Below are 16680 nucleotides of genomic sequence, written 5' to 3'. Positions count from 1 at the left end.
CGCACGCTATCTGGCCTGTCCGCCCCGGTCCCTACCCGCCCGGATCGGCGACGGCCATGACCGCCCGCTCGATCTCCGCGAGGTAGCGCGGGTCGTCGATCTTCGCCCCCACGGCGTCGACCACATAGAAGGCGTCGACCACCTGCGCGCCCAACGTCTGCACTTTGGCGGTGTGGACGTCGAGGTCGAGCTCGGCGAGCGCCCGGGTGAGGCGGTACAGCAGCCCCACCGAGTCCGGCGCGGACACCTCCACCACCGTCGAGCCCCGCGACGCCTCGTTGTCGATCACCACGCTCGGCGCCGGCCCACCGAGCACCCGGGGTTGCGGTGGGTACAACCGGGCCCGTTCCTTCACTCGGGCGTCCACGGCGAGCTGGCCGGCGATCGCCCGATGGAGGTCGTCGAGCACGCTCGGCCACCGCTGCGTCCACTCGCCGCCCACATCGCGCGATCCCACACCGGCCGGTCCGACCTTGAACTCCTCGAGCGCCATCCGCTCCCCGGTGCTCACCGCGTTCGCCGAGAGGACGTCGAGCCCGTGCAGCGCCAGGGTGCCGGCCACGCGCGCGAGCAGACCAGGTCGGTCCGGCGCGACCACCGTGAGGAGGTCGTCCGACGCGTCGATCGAGACCACACCGGCCGCGAGGAGCGCGGCCTGCTCAGGGGAGGGGAACTGCACCGGTGGCACCGGCGGCGGCCCGCCAGTGAGCACTTGGCGCGTGCGGGCCACGAGCTCCGCGATCAGTTCGGCCTTCCACGGGCTCCACGCGGCCGGGCCGGTGGCCTGCGAGTCCGCGATGCACAGCGCGTGGAGCAAGTCGAGCACCAGCTCAGAACCGACTTCGGCCGCCACCCGCTCGGCCGTGGCCGGATCCGACGGATCGCGCCGGGTGGCGGTGTCCGGCAACAGCAGGTGCAGCCGCACCAGCGTCGCCAGGACCTCGGTGTCGGCAGCGTCGAAACCCATTCGGGACGCGGCGTCCCGTGCAAGCTCGACGCCCGCCACGACGTGGTCGCCCGGGTCGCCCTTGCCCAAGTCGTGCAAGAGGGCGCCGGCCAGCAGCAGATCAGGCCGCGCCACCGAGTCGGTCAGCGGCGCGGCGTCGACCGCCGTCTCGATGAGGTGCCGATCGACCGTGAAGCGGTGGTACGCGTTGCGTTGTGGCCGATTGCGGACACGCGGCCACTGCGGCAAGAAGCGCTCCCACACGCCGGCTTGGTCCAGCGCCTCGATGACCGCGACGGCGGGGCGACCGGCGCCGAGCAGCGCGATCCACGACTCACGCACGTCGTCGGGCCATGGCTCGGGCGGCGGTGCGGCGCTCTCGGCGAGACGGGCCAGCGAGGCGCGGTCGATCCGTGTACCGCGTGCTGCGGCCGCCGCCGCGGCGCGAAGCGCCAGACCGGCGTCACCGGCCGGGTCGGCCGCCGTTTCCAAGTGCACCACGCCATCGGACAGCACCACCCCGGGACCGAGGGAGCGCTCTCGACCGCTGGAGCCACCGGGCCCCTCGCGCCAGGAGCGCGCCCGGTCCCAGGCCTCGTCGGCGGTCCACGTGATGGCGCGAGCCGCTGCCGAAACCCGGCGCATCAGCGCGTCGGCGTCGGCGTCGCCGAGCGCGGCGGCAAGCGCGTCCTGATACTGGAGCGCCAGCACGTTGCCCCGCCGGCCGGTCAGTCGTTGGAGCTCGACGCGCACTTCGAGCAACACGTCGTATGCCGCGTCGAGCCGCGCGACGTCGCCTTCGGCGTGCAAGGGTCGCGCCAGCTCCGCCCACACCAGCGAGTGCACGTCGCGCTGCCCCCCACGACCATCCTTCAGATCTGGCTCGAGGAGGTACGCGACCTCGCCCGAGCGCGCTTGGCGGTCTTCGACCCGTTGAGCGAGCTCCGCCACCCGTTGGCGGCCGCGCTTGCGCCACCGAGCGAGCGCTGCGTCGGCCGTCTCGGTGGCCAGGAGGGCGTCGCCGGCGATCAGGCGAGGCGTCAGCAGGCCGGTGGCGGTGTCGAGATCGCGGCTGGCCAAGTCCAACGTCTCGTCGAGCGACCGGACGGCGTGACCGAGTGGCAACCCGCCATCCCACGCGGGATACCAGAGCCGCTCGGCGACCTCCGCGACATCGCGGCGGCCACGATGGACGAGCAGGACGTCGACATCACTGCCAGGACACAGCTCGCCGCGCCCGTAGCCGCCGACCGCCAGCAACGCCAGGGCCTCGCTGCCCTGGCGTTGCTCCTTCGTCGCGTGCGCGAACAGCTCCCCGAGCCAGCCGTCGACCAACCCCGACATCGCCGCGGCCCAGCCGCGCCCGGTGAGCGAACGGTCCGCGAGGAACTGGGCCCGCGCGTCCCGGAACCTGGCCGTCGCCAACCGCTCCGGCCCGTCGGGTCCGTGAGGCACGTCAGAGTGCTTCGAGATCTCGCTCACCCGTACGGATCCGCACCACCTGCTCGACGTTGGTCACCCACACCTTGCCGTCGCCGATGGACCCCGTGCGAGCCGCTTCGACGACGGCGTCGACGACCCGAGCGACATCGGCCTCGTCGAGGACCACCTCGATCCGCACTTTCGGGACCAGATCGATGGTGTACTCGGCACCTCGGTACACCTCGGTGTGGCCGGCTTGTCGGCCGTAGCCGCGCACCTCGCTCACGGTGAGGCCCTGGAGGCCAAGGCCCTTCAGCGCATCTTTCACGTCGTCGAGCTTGTGTGGCTTGACGATGGCGGACACCAACTTCATCGCAACGCCTTCCTTTCGATGGGACGAATCCCAGCCGCAACTGCTGACCGGGCGGTCACCGGGCCAGCTCCCCGAGCTGATATGCGGTCTCGGCGTGGAGGCTCAGGTCAAGACCTGCATCCTCTTGTTCCTCGGTCACGCGGATCCCCATCGTCAGGTCGAGCACCTTGGCGATCACGTAGCTCACCACGAAGCTGAAGACGAGCGCCGTGGCCGCGGCGAGGACCTGCTCGCCGAACAGGCCGGCGCCCCCACCGACGAACCAACCCTTGCGGCCGGCTGCCGCGTTGATGGTGGTGTCGGCGAACAACCCGAGCAGGATCGAGCCCACGATCCCGCCCACCAGGTGGACACCGATGACGTCGAGCGAGTCGTCGAAGCCGAACTTGCTCTTCAGGCCGAGCGCCAGCACGCAGACCACGCCGGCGATCAAACCGATGACCAAGGCGGCCCAGGTGTCGACGAAGCCCGCACACGGCGTGATGGCGACCAACCCTGCAACGATGCCGGAGCAAGCACCCAAAGTCGTGGGTTTGCCCTCCCTGATCCGCTCGACGAGCACCCACGACACCATCGCCGCCGACGCCGCGATGAACGTGTTCATGGCCGCAGAGGCAGCGACGCCGTTGGCGCCGAGCGCCGAGCCGGCGTTGAAACCGAACCAGCCGAACCACAAGATGCCCGTGCCCAACATCGTCAGCGGCAGCGAGTGCGGCGGCATGGCCTGGTTGGGCCACCCCTTACGGCGCCCCAGCACGAGGATCACCGCCAAGGCGGCCGCGCCGGCGTTGATGTGCACCACGGCACCACCGGCGAAGTCGAGCGCACCCCGGGCGGCCAGCCAGCCGCCGCCGAACACCCAGTGGGCGAGCGGCGAGTACACCAGCACGGACCACAGCGCGATGAACACGACGTAGGCCGAGAACTTGAAGCGATCCGCCGTGGCACCGGTGATCAGCGCCGGCGTGATCACGGCGAACGTCATCTGGTACGCCGCGAACAGCACGAACGGGATCGTCATCCCCGCGGCAGGCGCCTGCCCGACGTGGTGGAACCCGAACAGCGACAGGTTCCCCAACCAACCGCCGTCACCGGCCTTGGAGAACGCCAAGGAGAACCCCACCAAGACCCACACGATGGCGATCACGCCCATCGCGAAGATGTTCTGCATCAACATGGCCAGGACGTGGCGCGCCCGAACCATCCCCCCGTAGAACAGCGCTAGCCCTGGCGTCATGAACAACACCAGCGCGGTGGAGGTCAGCATCCACGCGGTGTCACCCGAGTTGAGTGAGGGTGCCGCTCCCACCACTCCCAGTACGCCGAAGTCCATCACTTCTCCCGTCGTCGGGCAGGGAGGTCATCGCCGCCCTGCATCTCTGCCGACAGGATTGCGTCAGGTTGTTACGCATCCGTGTGGCGCTTGTTGCACGACTGAGAACCGTGTCTGACGGAAATCTGACGAACGGACCCGAGCGCGCGATCGCTCAGAGGGCGCGCAACGCGACTCGTGCAGCCTGCTGAACCGGGTCCCACACCGACGAGAACGGCGGTGCATACGACAGGTCGAGGTCGATCAAGTCGTGACACGTCAGGTCGGTCCACAACGCCGTGGCGACCGTGTCGATGTGCTTGGCCACGCCTTGGGTCCCGACGATCTGGCCGCCGAGCAGCCGACCGGTGCCCTGCTCACACACGAGGCGCACATGGGCGAAGCCCGGCGCTCGCATGTAGCCGGCCTGCACGGTGGTGTCGGCGGCGCCGACGACGGACTCGAACCCCGCCTCCTCCGCTTCCCGAGAGGTGAGGCCCGTGCGGCCGATGCCGACCTCACACACCTTCGTGATGGCGGTTCCGAGCACCCCCTTGAACGTGGCGTAGCCACCGCCGAGGTTGATGCCCGCGACGCGGCCGGTCTTGTTGGCCACCGTGCCGAGGGCCACGTGCGTGGGTTGTTGGGAGACCCGGTGGTGCACGGCCGCACAGTCACCCGCCGCCCACACCCCGTCGCTTCCCGTGCGTTGGCGACGGTCGACGGCGATGGCACCGCGGGCGCTGAGCGGCACTCCTGCCTCGCGGGCCAGATCGGTGTTGGGACGGACGCCCATGCCGAGCACCACCAGGTCGGCGGGCACGGCGCCCCGGTCGGTGACCACGTTGCCGCCGCCCGACTCCCCGCCGCCGGATGCCGGCTCCAGGGCCCGCAACTCCTCGCCCAGGCGCACGGTGACACCCTTGGCGGTGAGCGCGTCGTGGACCCGGTCGGCGAGCTCGGGGTCGAGCGTGCCCATCACGTGGTCGGCGCGGTCGATCAACGTCACCCGCGCGCCGCGCTCGATGAACGCCTCCGCCATCTCGAGGCCGATGTAGCCCCCGCCGATCACCACCACGTCGCGGGGTGGAGCCGACGCGAGCCCGCCAAGCAGGCGCTGCGCGTCGTCGAGGGTCTGCACGCCGTACACCCAGTCCGCGTCGATCCCCGGCACGTCATCTGGCCGGAAGGGCGTCGCACCCGTGGCGATCAGGAGCTGATCGAACGACAGCCAGAACGTGCGCTCCCTCGCCACCGCCCGGATCTCGATCCGACGCTGATCGAGGTCGATGGCGCGGGCCCGATGAGAGGTCCGCACGTCGATGTGGTGCTTGGCCCGGAACTCGTCGGGGGAGCGGACCACGAGATCATCGAGCCCAGGCACTGCGCCACCGGCGAGGTACGGGATGCCACACGCGGAGTAGCTGACCCACTCCGACTGCTCGAGGACGACGATCTCCAGATTCGGGTTGCCGCGGCGAGCATTGGTGGCCGCGGACATGCCGGCCGCATCCCCACCGATCACGACCAGACGCGATGCCATGATCGAACGCTAGTGGTACGTCGGCTCTGCTACTTGGGGGGCTGCTTGCCCTTGGCGCCAGCGCGTCCAGCCGATTTGCGTGCCGGCGAGGACCCTGCGGCCTTGCCAGTTGCCTTCCTGGCGCCCTTGGCGGCGGTGCCGGTGGAACCGGACGCGCGGACGCTCGGTGTGGCTTTGCGGGCCGTGGCTTTGCGCGCCGTGGCCTTGCGGGGCGCGGCGGCTCGGGCGCCGCCGCCGGCGGCCTTCGCCGATGCGGACCGCCGTGCGGTCTTGGCTGTCGCCTTCGCAGGTGCGGCGGCCGCGGCCGCCGCGACGCTGGCCGGCGGGCGTGAGTCGCCATTGGTGGCGGCGCGCCGCGAGGCCGGATCGTCGGTGGCCGGTTCGCCGCGACGCGGCCGGTCCGGAGGGGGCACCTCGGTGCCCCAGTGGGCCTGGTGTGCGCCGGCGGCGGGCTCGACCCACTCGGGTGCGGCGCCATCGTGGCCGACGCCGGCAACCGACGCGCCCACTCCAATTGCGGCTGCCTCCGGGTCGTGGCCGACCAGGCGGTCGGCGGCGGCACCGTCGCGGGCGGAGCGGTCGCCGGCAGGTGCGTCCCACTGCGACCGCGCGGGGTCGGCCGCCGCCTCGGCCTCGTCGCCGGCGACGGCACGGCTGCCGGATCGGGCGATGGCCACCTCGCTCGTGCCCAGGTAGGACTCGATCACGGCCGGATGTTCGAGCACTTCCGCCGGGGGGCCTTCGGCGATCACCGCGCCGAGCTCCAACGCGACCATGTGGTCGCAGATGTGCTGCAACAGGGGCATGTCGTGCTCGACGACCACGATCGCGCAGTCGGTGTGGTCACGGACCCGCAACAGCAGCGGGCCGAGCGCCTCGGTCTCCTTTTGCGCCACCCCGGCAGAGGGCTCGTCGAGCAAGAGCACCGACGGCTCCTGGGCCAAGATGCATGCCAAGTCGACGATCCGGCGCGTGCCCGTGGAGAGCTCGCCCGTGAGCTTCTCGCGGTACGCGTCGAGACCCATCAGCTCGACGAGCTCGTCGACCTTCGTCCACACACCCAGCTCGCTCTCGTACGACGCCGGCAGGCGGAGCGCCTCGGCCAGCATGTCGCGACAGCCCAAGTGACGCTCGCGCGCCACCGCGACGGTCTCTTCGACCGTCAGCGTCGGGAAGAGCAGCGCATCTTGGAACGACCGGCCGAGGCCACCTCGCGCCCGCTCGTGCGGCGCCCATTCGGTGACGTCGACACCGCGCAACACGATGCGGCCCGCGTCGATCTCGTGGAAGCCCGAGATGCAGTCGAGCAACGTGGTCTTGCCGGCGCCGTTGTGGCCGATCAGCCCGACGATCTCGCCTTGGCGCACCGTCACGGTGGCGCCGTCGACCGCACGGATGCCACCGAAGCGCTTGAGGACCTCGCTGCAGTGCAGGACTTCGGGCGCGTCGGCCAAGGCCGCTGCGCGACCTGCCCGACGGTCGGCGAGGGCTTCGGCGTCCGATGCCACCGACTGCGTTGCCTCGGTGGGCTGATCGGGCTCGTCACCGCCGGCCACGCCCGACGCCCCGGCGATGAACACCGAGCGCAAGATGTCGGGGCGTTCGAGCAACTCGACCGCGCGACCCTCGAAGCGGACCTCGCCTTTCTCCATGAAGACCGCCCGCTCGGCGAGCTCGAGCGCCACATTGACCGATTGCTCGACGATCACGATCGTGGTGCCCCGACGGTGGATCTCTTGCACGACCTCGAGCAGCTGGCCCACCACCGTGGGGGCGAGACCCAAGGACAGCTCGTCGATCAGCAACAGCTCCGGCTTGGTGGTGAGGGCCATGCCCAGCGCCAACATCTGCTGCTCGCCGCCCGAGAGGTCGCCGGCGAGTTGGCCGGCACGCTCCCGCAAGATCGGGAAGAGCTCCTCGACCTGGGCCTTCGCCTCACGCAAGCGCTTGTGCTCACGGCGGATCAACCAGCCGGCCAGCCGGAGGTTCTCAGCCACGGTCAGCGTGGGGAAGACGCCTTTGCCGCCGGGCATCAGCGAGATGCCGGTCCGCGCCACCTTGTCGGCGCTCTGGCCGGTGATCTCGTTGCCGCCGAAGCGGATGGCGCCGCGCTTGGGCTTCATCAACCCGCACACGGCTTTGAGCAACGTGGACTTGCCGGCACCGTTGGTGCCGAGCAGCGCCACCATCTCACCGCGCTGCACGTCGAAGTCGACGTTGAACAGCACCTGCACCGGGCCATACCCCACGTCGAGGCCCGACGTCGACAGCAGCGCGCCGGAGGTCCCCGCGCTCCCCACGGCTCCCGGCACCGCCGCGGTCGGCCGGGCCGGCGCCACGGGTGCGTCGGTGAGGGTGTCGTCGATGCTCATCGGGGAGCGCTCGGCTTGCCCGCGCCCACCGTCTCGCGCTCGGCCTCGCTGGCGGGTGGTGGTGGCGGCGGCGGGGGTGGCGCGCCGCGGGGGGCGCGGGCTGGCGGTTCCGCTGCGAGTGCACCAGCCAGCATCGACACCTCGTCGGCGGCGCCGCGCACGACCCCCTCGTCATCGTCGCGGCGATCGGCGAGCAGGCTGGGCACCACGATGCCGCGGCGCTGCGCGACGTAGCGCAACAGTCGGTCTCGGACGTTGAAGATGATCTGGCCGATGCCACCGGGGATGACGTACAGCACGATCAGGAGCACGAACCCGGTGATGAAGTTCCGCAAGTCGCCGAGCGCGTGCACGGTCTCGAGGTACTTGAAGAAGAAGACCCCGGCGAGGGCGCCGGCAATGGAGCCGAGACCGCCGATCACGGCGTACGAGAACACGCTGAGGCTGTCGGCCGAGGGGACCGAACCACTGCCGAGCTGGTTCAGCAGCAGCACGTACAAGCCGCCACCTGCGCCGGCGATGGCGCCCGACATCACGAAGCCCACCAACTTCGCGGTGCTGGTCGACACGCTGGCCGACGACGCCGCACGCTCGTTGTCGCGGGTGGCGATCAGCACTCGCCCACCGCGGGCCTTGCGGACGCCGCGCGCGGCGCCGATGGCGATGAACAAGAACGCGAGGCACACGAGGTAGGCGGTGTAGTTGCCGGCCATGTCGAACCGGTTCCAGATCACGGGACGGTTCACGTCGTTCGGGATCAGCCGATCGAACTTGAGGCTCCCGAACGAGTTGACCGGGTTCAAGAAGTAGTCGTTGAACGCTTCGGCGAGCGCCAGCGTGGTCACCGCCAGGAACAAACCCCGGATCCGCAGGGCTGGCAACCCGACCAGCAACGACAGCAGCGCGCCGACCGCGGCAGCCACCAGCATCACCAAGAAGAAGTCGAGGTTGTGGTCCATCACGAGCTTGCCGGCCACCGCCGCGCCCACACCCACGATGGCGAACTGACCCAACGAGATGTTGCCGGCCCATCCGGTGAGGACGACCAGGGAGACCGCGACCATGGCCCACACGATCGCGATGGCTGCCAGCAACTGGTTGGAGGCGCTCCACGTGGCCGGCACCCAGATCAGCGCGGCCACCGTCAACACGATGACCACCCCACGCCCGATCCGGACCTCGGGGAGGCGACGCAGCTCCCGGGGGATCGGCTTGACGTTGCCGATCGACGACCAGCTCGACCCAGATCCGTCGAACGCCCGCGACAGCTTCCCGCGCTGAGCCAGCAGCGCGACGAGGATCACCAGCAGGTACATGACCCACACGAACGTGGGCGAGCTGGAGTTCCACTGCACCAGTTGTTCCATCACCCCGAGGGCGAGACCGGCCGCCACCGCGACCGGCATCGACTCCATGCGGGCGAGCACGGCGGCGGCGAGTCCGGGCAGCAGTGCCGTGGCCGCCACGCCTTGCGCGGCAGCCGGGTTCACCCCAGCCGAGGGAGCCTTCAAGATGAACGCCAGCGTGGCGAGCCCACCGGCGATCATCCACACCAACGTGGACAGGCGCCGGATCGGGATGCCGAGCAGCAACGCCCGGTCGGAGTTCTCTGCGGCCGCCCGCACGGCCATGCCCGAGTCGGTCTTGAGCAAGAACCAGCCCAACCCGATCAACACCCACGGCACGACCAGCAAGATGAGCACCTGGTCGCCGTGGAAGGTGGCGGGGCCGAGGTTGAACTCCCACGTGATCGGGCTGCTGAAGCCGCCGGTGAGACCGATGAAGCCGATCTGCTTGGCGATCAGGAAGCCCATGCCGCCGAGGAGCTGGGCCAGACCGATCGATGCCACCGTCAGCACCAGCCGTGACGAGTTCCAGAACCGTCGGATCACGATCAGCTCGACCAGGCCACCGACCAAGATGCCCGCCGCGATGGCGAGCGGGAAGACGGTCCAGTAGCTCCAGTGGTGCACCGTGATCAGGCCCACCCCGATCATGCCGACCATGGCACCGGGCGCGGCGTACGCGAAGTTGATGAAGCGGTTGGCCCGGTAGATCAGGATGAGGCCGACGGCGTCGAACGCGGTGATGGCGCCGAGCACCAAGCCGAGCACGATGATGCCGAACGGCGCCTTGTCAGAGAGCCACGGACCCGAGCCCGGCAAGTTGTAGAAGATGGCGTAGAGCGCGGCGACGGCGCCGAGCGCGATCGCAGCCTGCAGCCGGTTGTCGAGCCCGCGGTAGCGGCGCCACCCGTCGACGAGCCCCGGCGGCAAGCCGTTGTCGGGCGGCGGGCTCGCGAGCAACGGCACGTCGACTTCGGTTGGTTGCGCGTCGCGCAGGTCGCTCACGAGGCCGGCACCGGACAACCGGGCGGCCCCTTGGGCAGCGTGGCGGCCGTGTAGCGCTTCCCCGGGTTGGGGTCGATGTAGGCGCCCTTCTTCGAGTTGTACGCCGAGATCGCGTTGGGGCTCCAGCAGATCTCGCGGAAGTCATCCGTGCCCGTGAAGTCGCCCGGGCCGAACCCCCACTTGCCCACCGGACCGAGCGAGGGCGGGTAGTGGAACATCCCCTGCTCGTACGTGTCCGGTGTGAGGTGCGGGCCCGCCATCTCGATGCCGATCGCCAGCATGTACAGCTGCTGGTAGATCAAGTCGACGGTGAACGCCGGTTCGTCGTTGCGGATCGACTTGTAGGCCTTGTAGCCAATGGTCTGGGTCGACGCGACCGGCGCTTCGAGCGGGCTGATGCCGAAGGCGTGGGCGGCCACTCGCTGGTCCCACAGCTGGCCGACCACGTCGAAGTCCGTGAGCGCCACACCCGTGAGCACGATCTCGGGGAAGTAGTTGGCCCGCGCCATCGCGGAGGTCATGAACACCATCATCACGGGGTCGCAGCCGCACAAGATCGTGGTGATGCCGTCGGACTTCAGCTTCGGCACGAGCCCGGCGGCCTGATTCGACATGGTGCTGAGGTCGAGCTGGTACTTGTAGTTGGTGCCGGGGCTGACGCCGGCGTTCTGCAGGATGGCGCGACCTCGGTCGACCGACTCCTGGTACCAGGGGTTCTCCGGGGCGAAGGTGCCGAGCTTGCGGGGCTTGCCCTTCAAGTCACCGCCGGCGTACGTCGCGTTGCCACCCGCGAGCCGCTTCAGGTAGTAGTTGGCGGCCTCCTCGGTGACGGTGGTGCCGTCGACCGCCACCGACCAGGTGTACGGCGCATGATCGGTGTGCCATTTCGCCGACATGTACGGATCGCCGAGCGCCAACACCTTCTTGCGCGCCAAGGCATCCGAGTAAGGCTCACTGGTGGCCGACACGTCGGCGAACGCCTTGATCTGGGAGGCCACCGTGGTGGCGTCCGCCTGCGCCTTGTCGACACCGCCGCCGAGCAGCTCGGTGGTGTTCGAACCGACGCCGTTGTAGTAGTCGATGACGATCTTGCGGCCGTAGAACTGGAAGTTCTTGTTGAAGTAAGTGACGAGCGTGTTGATCGTGCGCTTGACGTCGGCCGCCGAATCGAGCAGCTTGCCGCCGGCGATCGAGGCGAGCGTCTGCTGGAAGCCCTGCTCGTTGAGTTGCCGGTACGCGACCTTGATCTCGGTCGACGTGACACCCTGATACGTCGCCCCGCCGTTGCCGCCAGCTGAGCTGAAGGCGATGCACGGCGGCGAGTACGGGTCATTGGTGACCTGCTTCGCCCGCCCAGGGCACGCCGTGGTGCCCGCAGGCAACACCCCGCTGCCGCGGCTCGTCGGCGCCGAACCACCGCCGCCACCCGAGCCACCGCCGCTACCGCCGCCGCTGCCACCCCCCGTCGCCGCGGCGCCGCTCGGGGTCGTGTCGCCCGATGCCGACCCCGTGTCGCCGGCGGAGCCCGACCCGGATCCGCTGGCGCTGTTGTCGCCGTACGCGTTGTAGTTGTCGCTGGTCTTCGCCTGCGTCTCTTTCGCCTTCGACGGCACGATGATGGCGACGAGCACGATCAGTAGAGCCAGCACGGCCATCGGCCCGTAGCCCCGAAGAATCCGGGACCACACGGTGGGCTGCATGTTCAGGTACCTCCGGGGATCTGATGCGCCGACTTGAGCATCCGGCGGCGATCGGCCTCCGCCATGCCGAGCAACGCGGCGAACGCCAACAAGCCGATGCCCAGCAGCGCGCCACCACGCGCACCCTTGGACAGCTTGTGGTGCGAGGCGGCCGGCCGCGCGGTGCTGCTCTCGGCCGGTGCCGACGCAGGACTCTCGGTGTCGCTCGGCGCGGTGCCGGCGTCAGCGCCGAGGTCGCCGGTGGTTCCGTCGCCGAGGTCGGACCCACCGTCGTCGGAGAGCGACACGCTGCCACCGTCGCCCGTACCGACCGCGCCACCGCCGCCCAAGAGATCACCTGCGCCACCGAGGAAGTCGCTGTAGCTGACATCGCCCGACGTGGCCTGCACGCCGCCCAGCTCGAGGTTGAGCGAGCCGCCACCGGCGATGGCGCCCAAGCCGATGTCGGCCAACGTGAAGGCGGTGGCCGCCTGACAGGTGGCCTTCAGCACCGCGGCGCTCAGCTGGTCGCGCAACGGCTGGAGGCCGATCAACACCCCATTGGTGATCGAGTCGCGCAGCTTGTTCGGCACGACCGAGATCTTCAGCGGATCGACGAACAGCGTGCCGTTGTCGACGTGGATCGTCGGCTCGGAGATCTCGAGCCCCAGCAACTTGTCGGTCTGCGCAGAGATGGCGCTGAGGATCTTCGCCGGGTCGAGCTTGCCGACCAGGCCACCGAGCGAAGCAAGCGGGCCGGTCGCCGTCCCCATCGTGAACGTGCCCGTCGGCTTCGCCGACGTGTTGCCCGTGGGGTACGTGGCCTCCCAGTGGAGCCCGGTCAGCGTGTAGCCCCCCGGCAAGGCGATCGACGACAGGTCGACCGTTGCGATCGAGGTGCGCACGCCGTTGACGAACTTGCTCGTCGCAGTGGCCGTTCCGGGTCCGATCGACACCACGCCGGGGATCGCGATGGGCTTCGTGGTGGTGACGGCGTTCGACGAGGGGGTCGGGTCGGCCTGTGCGTACTGATCGACGAGGCCGTACGTGTTGGCCGTCTGGCCCTTGGCGGAGCTGGCGCTACGGGAGTCGACCTGCAACGGCTGGGGCTGCTTGTCGAGCGGCAGCGTGGGTGCGCCGCCGGTGCAGCCCTCGGCTCCGAGGGTGGTGCCGATCACACCGAGGTTGACGCCCTGGCTCGACGCCGTGGCGGTGTCGTTCGTGTAGTGGGTGTCGGCCGTGCCGATGGTGAGCCCGACCGAGAGCTCGGCTTGACGAGGGTCGATCTGCATGGTGGTGGCGTCGGCCGTGGAGGTGCCGTTCGAGACGGTGGCGGGCGCGCTGCGGGCGGGTTGTCCGTACAAGGCGACGCTGCCGGCGCCGGCCAGCGACAGCGCGCCGACGCAAGCCAGGCCAAGGCGCGTCAAACGACGCCATTGGCCATGATGCAAGTGGTTCCCCAGGTTCCCCATCGCCTCCCCCGAGTGCGGTCGGCCGGCTACATCCTCGTGCCCGCCAACGTACGGTGGTTCGACGCCCCTGGCGCCAATCCTGCCGTCGGCCGGAATCTCACCATTTCGTCGTCGGACCGGCCCGCGCCTGCCCCGTGCGAGACTGCGCCGATGACCGACGGTTCGCCGAGCACATGAGGATCACCGCGCAAGTCGATTACGCGGTCCGCGCCCTCGTCGAGCTGGCCCGCCGAGAAGCCGACCCGGCCGCGAAGCTCCCGGTCAAGGCGCAGCTCGTCGCCGAGGCGATCGGCGTGCCGACGACCTCTCTCGAGGACGTGCTCGCCGGGCTGCGACGCAGCTCGATCGTCCGCAGCCAGCGAGGTGCCGACGGCGGCTGGCGGCTGCAGCTGCCCGCGGAGGACATCGACATCGCGCGGGTGATCCGCGCGATCGAAGGGCCACTGGCGGCGATACAGGGACTCCGGCCCGACCAGCTCGACTACCCGCCGAGCGACGCGGCGCTGCAACGGATGTGGATCGCGGTGCGCGCCAATCTCCGCGACGTGCTGGAGCACACCACCATCGCCGACTTGCGAGACGGCAAACTCCCCGGCGCCGTCGATGCCTTGGCCGACCCCGCCGAGAACTGGCTGCCGCATTGAGGCGTGCTTCGTCGCCACGGTGGCGATCAGCGACGCCCTTCCGCCCGGCGCCGGCTCAGCACCACATGGGCCTTCGCCGCGCCCCACACGAGGCCCGGCTCGTGCACCGCGGAACCGACCTCCCCGAACGACGCGGGCGACAGGTCGTACACGTCGTCGGGAAACAAGCGGGCCGCCACCTCGTCGCGCACCACGGGCGGCACCCCCGCCCGCTGCAGCACCTCGGTGGGGTGGCGCACCGCGGCACGCACGATTGCGAGCGGGTTGGCCCGCTGGCGGTCGACGTCGGTGGCGAGCAGCGTGCGCAGCTGCGGCATCACCTCGTCGCGCGCCGCCACTCCCGCGGCGCGGGCCTCGGCTTGTTGTTCCGGCGTCGCCCTTCCGTAGGCGTCGCCGAGCAGCTCGACCACACAGCGCTCGACCCATTGCGGGATGGCCGCGTCGAGCGCACCAGCCAACGCGTCGGCGTACGTCCGCAGCTGCTCGGCCGCGTCACGCCCTTCGACGGGCTCGGCGGCCACCGGTGGGCCGGACCCAGAATCGTCGAACCCAGACTGGTCAGGCGCAGGCTCGTCGGACGCAGGCTGGTCGGGCACGGCATCCATCGTGGCGCGCGCTGATGCGCATCCGCGCCATGGCCGTGTTCGAGCGAGTCGTCTACCACGCGGTCGTCGTCGACCCCGCGAACCCATGCACACCGACGCTCGAAGTCGACGCGGTGCTCCGACCTGGCGACGCCGACGGCCCGTTGTTGTTGTCGGTGGCGGAGTACCTCGCCATGGCTGGCAGCGAGGCTGCCGACCGCTGCCTCCCCGACCTGCGGCGGCGGGGTCGCGTCGCGGATCACCTCGGCGTGGCGCATGTGACGTTTCCGTTCTGGGAACCCGTCGACGTCACCGGACCGCGCCCGTCGGACCCCGCCTGACCTGCCCCCGACCGGGCCATCTCCCCCTTTCCCTTCGCGTTCTGGGCACCAGAACGACGGAGCGGAAGGCGGTCGGGTGGCGAGATGGGCGAGGGTTCGGGTCAGCTCGCGCGGTCGTCGAGCGCGAGGTTCAAGTTCCCCGACCGGAGGCCCTCGAGATCGACCGTGACGTAGTCGAAGCCGGCACCGTGGACCGCAGCCACCACCGCCGCGCGCTGTTCGACCATCGCGGCCAACTCGTCCTCGGGCACTTCGATGCGAGCGGTCGTGCCGTAATGGCGGACCCGCAGTGAACGGAAACCCAACGCCTGCAAGGCCGCTTCGGCGCGCTCGACCTGGCTCAAGCGACCCACGGTGACCGCGGTGCCGTACGGCAGGCGCGACGCCAGGCATGCCGCGGCGGGCTTGTCCCAGGTGCGCAGGCCGAGACTCGCCGACAACGCGCGCACGTCGGCCTTGGTGAGGCCGGCCTGAACGAACGGGAAGCGCGCCCCGCGCTCGCTGGCCGCTCGCTGGCCGGGCCGGTGGTCGCCCAAGTCGTCGACGTTGACCCCCAACACCACGACCGCTTCCCGCTCGGCCGCGAGCGGCGACAACGCGTCGAGCAAGGCGTCCTTGCACCAGTAACAGCGGTCGGCGTCGTTGCGCCGATACGCGGCATTCGCCATCTCGTCGGTGGCGATCGGGGTCCACGACAGACCCCACTCGGCCGCCAGTGCTCGGCAGTCGGCTTCCTCGGTGCCCGCGAGCGAAGCCGACACTGCGGTGACCGCCAGCGCCCGCTCGGGACCCAACGTCTGGTGGGCGACGTACGCGAGCAGCGCCGAGTCGGCACCGCCGCTGAACGCCACCACCACCCGATCGAGCTCCCTGAGGACGTCGCGCAACGCGCCGAGCCGAGGGTCGACCCCGGCACCGCTCGGCGATGGTGCCAGGGTCACGACGTGCCGACTGTCGCGTCGAGCACTTCGTCGAGCGGCGCGACCATGCCGGTGAAGAACGGGCCGAACTCGGCGTAGCGCGCGGATGCGACGTCGTACCGCAGCGTGTACACGACTTCCTTGAGGTCGTCGGGCCGCTGTGCGAACAGCGTGACGCCCCACTCGTACTCGTCGAGGCCGGTGGAGCCGGTGATGAGTTGCAGGACCCGTCCGCGAAACTTCCGTCCGCTCGAACCGTGCTCGTACATCAGGTCGCGGCGGTCGTCGAACGGCAGCTCGTACCAGTTCTGGTCGACGTTGCGGCGCTTCGACATCGGATAGAAGCACCACGCCGGCTTCCCCTCGGGCGGCAGCTGCGGGTAGAGACGGGCCTGCTTCATCTCGTCGGGCACACCGGCCGCGTACTCGCTGAGCTCGGTGAGCGACACGTAGGAATCGGCGAGCTCCAACCCGGCGGCGACGAGGTCACGCTGCAGCGCCCGGAGACGCCACACGTCGGGCGCCAGGGCCATCACGGCCAAGTCGGCCTTGTGCCCCAAAATGGCGACCGGCACCACCTGCACACCGTCGGCCTCGGCCTTTTCGACCGCGGCGACGACTGCGGCCCGATCGGCGCGACCGGCCCGGAAGAAGAGGTGTACGACCGCCAGGCCGACCGAAGGCTCCAACGCAGCTGGCATGCGGCCAGTGTAGGACGCGC

Annotated in this window: 13 protein-coding genes; 2 read left to right on the top strand and 11 right to left on the bottom strand. The window is 70.1% G+C overall.

All coding sequences use genetic code 11. From position 1 onward, the window contains the following. Positions 1-31: 31 nt before the first annotated feature. From VHA73_01940 to VHA73_01905, 8 genes are all read right to left on the bottom strand, one after another. Positions 32-2401: a [protein-PII] uridylyltransferase gene (locus VHA73_01940; protein HVX16767.1), complete on the bottom strand. Its 2370-nt coding sequence runs from the start codon at positions 2399-2401 to the stop codon at positions 32-34. A gap of 1 nt (position 2402) precedes the next feature. Further along, positions 2403-2741 carry a P-II family nitrogen regulator gene (locus VHA73_01935; protein ID HVX16766.1) on the bottom strand — a complete coding sequence of 113 codons (339 nt, stop codon included), beginning with the start codon at positions 2739-2741 and terminating at the stop codon, positions 2403-2405. 55 nt (positions 2742-2796) lie between these two features. Continuing rightward, positions 2797-4074, bottom strand: a complete 1278-nt coding sequence (locus VHA73_01930; protein HVX16765.1) for an ammonium transporter — start codon at positions 4072-4074, stop codon at positions 2797-2799. A gap of 154 nt (positions 4075-4228) precedes the next feature. Beyond that, positions 4229-5596 (bottom strand): FAD-dependent oxidoreductase, encoded by a 1368-nt coding sequence (locus VHA73_01925; protein HVX16764.1) that lies wholly within the window; start codon positions 5594-5596, stop codon positions 4229-4231. Between the two features lie 29 nt (positions 5597-5625). Next, positions 5626-7968, bottom strand: a complete 2343-nt coding sequence (locus VHA73_01920) for an ATP-binding cassette domain-containing protein (GenBank protein ID HVX16763.1) — start codon at positions 7966-7968, stop codon at positions 5626-5628. Then, positions 7965-10319 (bottom strand): ABC transporter permease, encoded by a 2355-nt coding sequence (locus VHA73_01915; GenBank protein ID HVX16762.1) that lies wholly within the window; start codon positions 10317-10319, stop codon positions 7965-7967. Before VHA73_01915 ends, VHA73_01920 begins: the two co-directional genes overlap by 4 nt. Further along, entirely contained in the window at positions 10316-12019 is a 1704-nt protein-coding gene (locus VHA73_01910; GenBank protein HVX16761.1) for a hypothetical protein, read from the bottom strand. Before VHA73_01910 ends, VHA73_01915 begins: the two co-directional genes overlap by 4 nt. A 2-nt stretch (positions 12020-12021) precedes the next feature. Beyond that, positions 12022-13425 (bottom strand): hypothetical protein, encoded by a 1404-nt coding sequence (locus VHA73_01905; protein HVX16760.1) that lies wholly within the window; start codon positions 13423-13425, stop codon positions 12022-12024. A 218-nt stretch (positions 13426-13643) separates the two neighbouring features. Between VHA73_01905 and VHA73_01900 the strand changes: the two genes are divergently transcribed. Next, complete coding sequence (locus tag VHA73_01900; GenBank protein ID HVX16759.1) at positions 13644-14114, top strand: Rrf2 family transcriptional regulator; 471 nt, start codon at positions 13644-13646, stop codon at positions 14112-14114. A 26-nt stretch (positions 14115-14140) separates the two neighbouring features. Here the strand turns inward: VHA73_01900 and VHA73_01895 are convergent, their stop codons facing one another. After that, the gene (locus tag VHA73_01895; GenBank protein ID HVX16758.1) at positions 14141-14710 is read right to left on the bottom strand and encodes a hypothetical protein; all 570 of its coding nucleotides are present in this window, start codon (positions 14708-14710) and stop codon (positions 14141-14143) included. A gap of 23 nt (positions 14711-14733) precedes the next feature. Between VHA73_01895 and VHA73_01890 the strand changes: the two genes are divergently transcribed. Beyond that, positions 14734-15039 carry a hypothetical protein gene (locus VHA73_01890; protein HVX16757.1) on the top strand — a complete coding sequence of 102 codons (306 nt, stop codon included), beginning with the start codon at positions 14734-14736 and terminating at the stop codon, positions 15037-15039. A 101-nt stretch (positions 15040-15140) separates the two neighbouring features. On the opposite strand, the gene larE is transcribed toward VHA73_01890, so the two are convergent. Both larE and VHA73_01880 read right to left on the bottom strand, forming a co-directional pair. Then, positions 15141-15980: an ATP-dependent sacrificial sulfur transferase LarE gene (gene larE, locus VHA73_01885; GenBank protein ID HVX16756.1), complete on the bottom strand. Its 840-nt coding sequence runs from the start codon at positions 15978-15980 to the stop codon at positions 15141-15143. After that, positions 15977-16660 carry a chlorite dismutase family protein gene (locus tag VHA73_01880; GenBank protein ID HVX16755.1) on the bottom strand — a complete coding sequence of 228 codons (684 nt, stop codon included), beginning with the start codon at positions 16658-16660 and terminating at the stop codon, positions 15977-15979. Before VHA73_01880 ends, larE begins: the two co-directional genes overlap by 4 nt. Positions 16661-16680: the final 20 nt, after the last annotated feature.

This window comes from Acidimicrobiales bacterium (genome assembly GCA_035547835.1).
Classification (GTDB): Bacteria; Actinomycetota; Acidimicrobiia; order Acidimicrobiales; family Iamiaceae; genus DASZTW01.
Note: the sequence above shows the minus strand (reverse complement) of the source record. Positions and strands in the feature narration are given on the sequence as shown.

Excerpts from the sequence above, each read along its gene's own strand:
- VHA73_01935 (HVX16766.1), bottom strand. The coding sequence starts at position 2,741 with ATGAAGTTGGTGTCCGCCATCGTCAAGCCACACAAGCTCGACGACGTG.
- VHA73_01930 (HVX16765.1), bottom strand. The coding sequence starts at position 4,074 with ATGGACTTCGGCGTACTGGGAGTGGTGGGAGCGGCACCCTCACTCAAC.
- VHA73_01925 (HVX16764.1), bottom strand. The coding sequence starts at position 5,596 with ATGGCATCGCGTCTGGTCGTGATCGGTGGGGATGCGGCCGGCATGTCC.
- VHA73_01920 (HVX16763.1), bottom strand. The coding sequence starts at position 7,968 with ATGAGCATCGACGACACCCTCACCGACGCACCCGTGGCGCCGGCCCGG.
- VHA73_01910 (HVX16761.1), bottom strand. The coding sequence starts at position 12,019 with ATGCAGCCCACCGTGTGGTCCCGGATTCTTCGGGGCTACGGGCCGATG.
- VHA73_01900 (HVX16759.1), top strand. The coding sequence starts at position 13,644 with ATGAGGATCACCGCGCAAGTCGATTACGCGGTCCGCGCCCTCGTCGAG.
- VHA73_01890 (HVX16757.1), top strand. The coding sequence starts at position 14,734 with ATGCGCATCCGCGCCATGGCCGTGTTCGAGCGAGTCGTCTACCACGCG.
- VHA73_01880 (HVX16755.1), bottom strand. The coding sequence starts at position 16,660 with ATGCCAGCTGCGTTGGAGCCTTCGGTCGGCCTGGCGGTCGTACACCTC.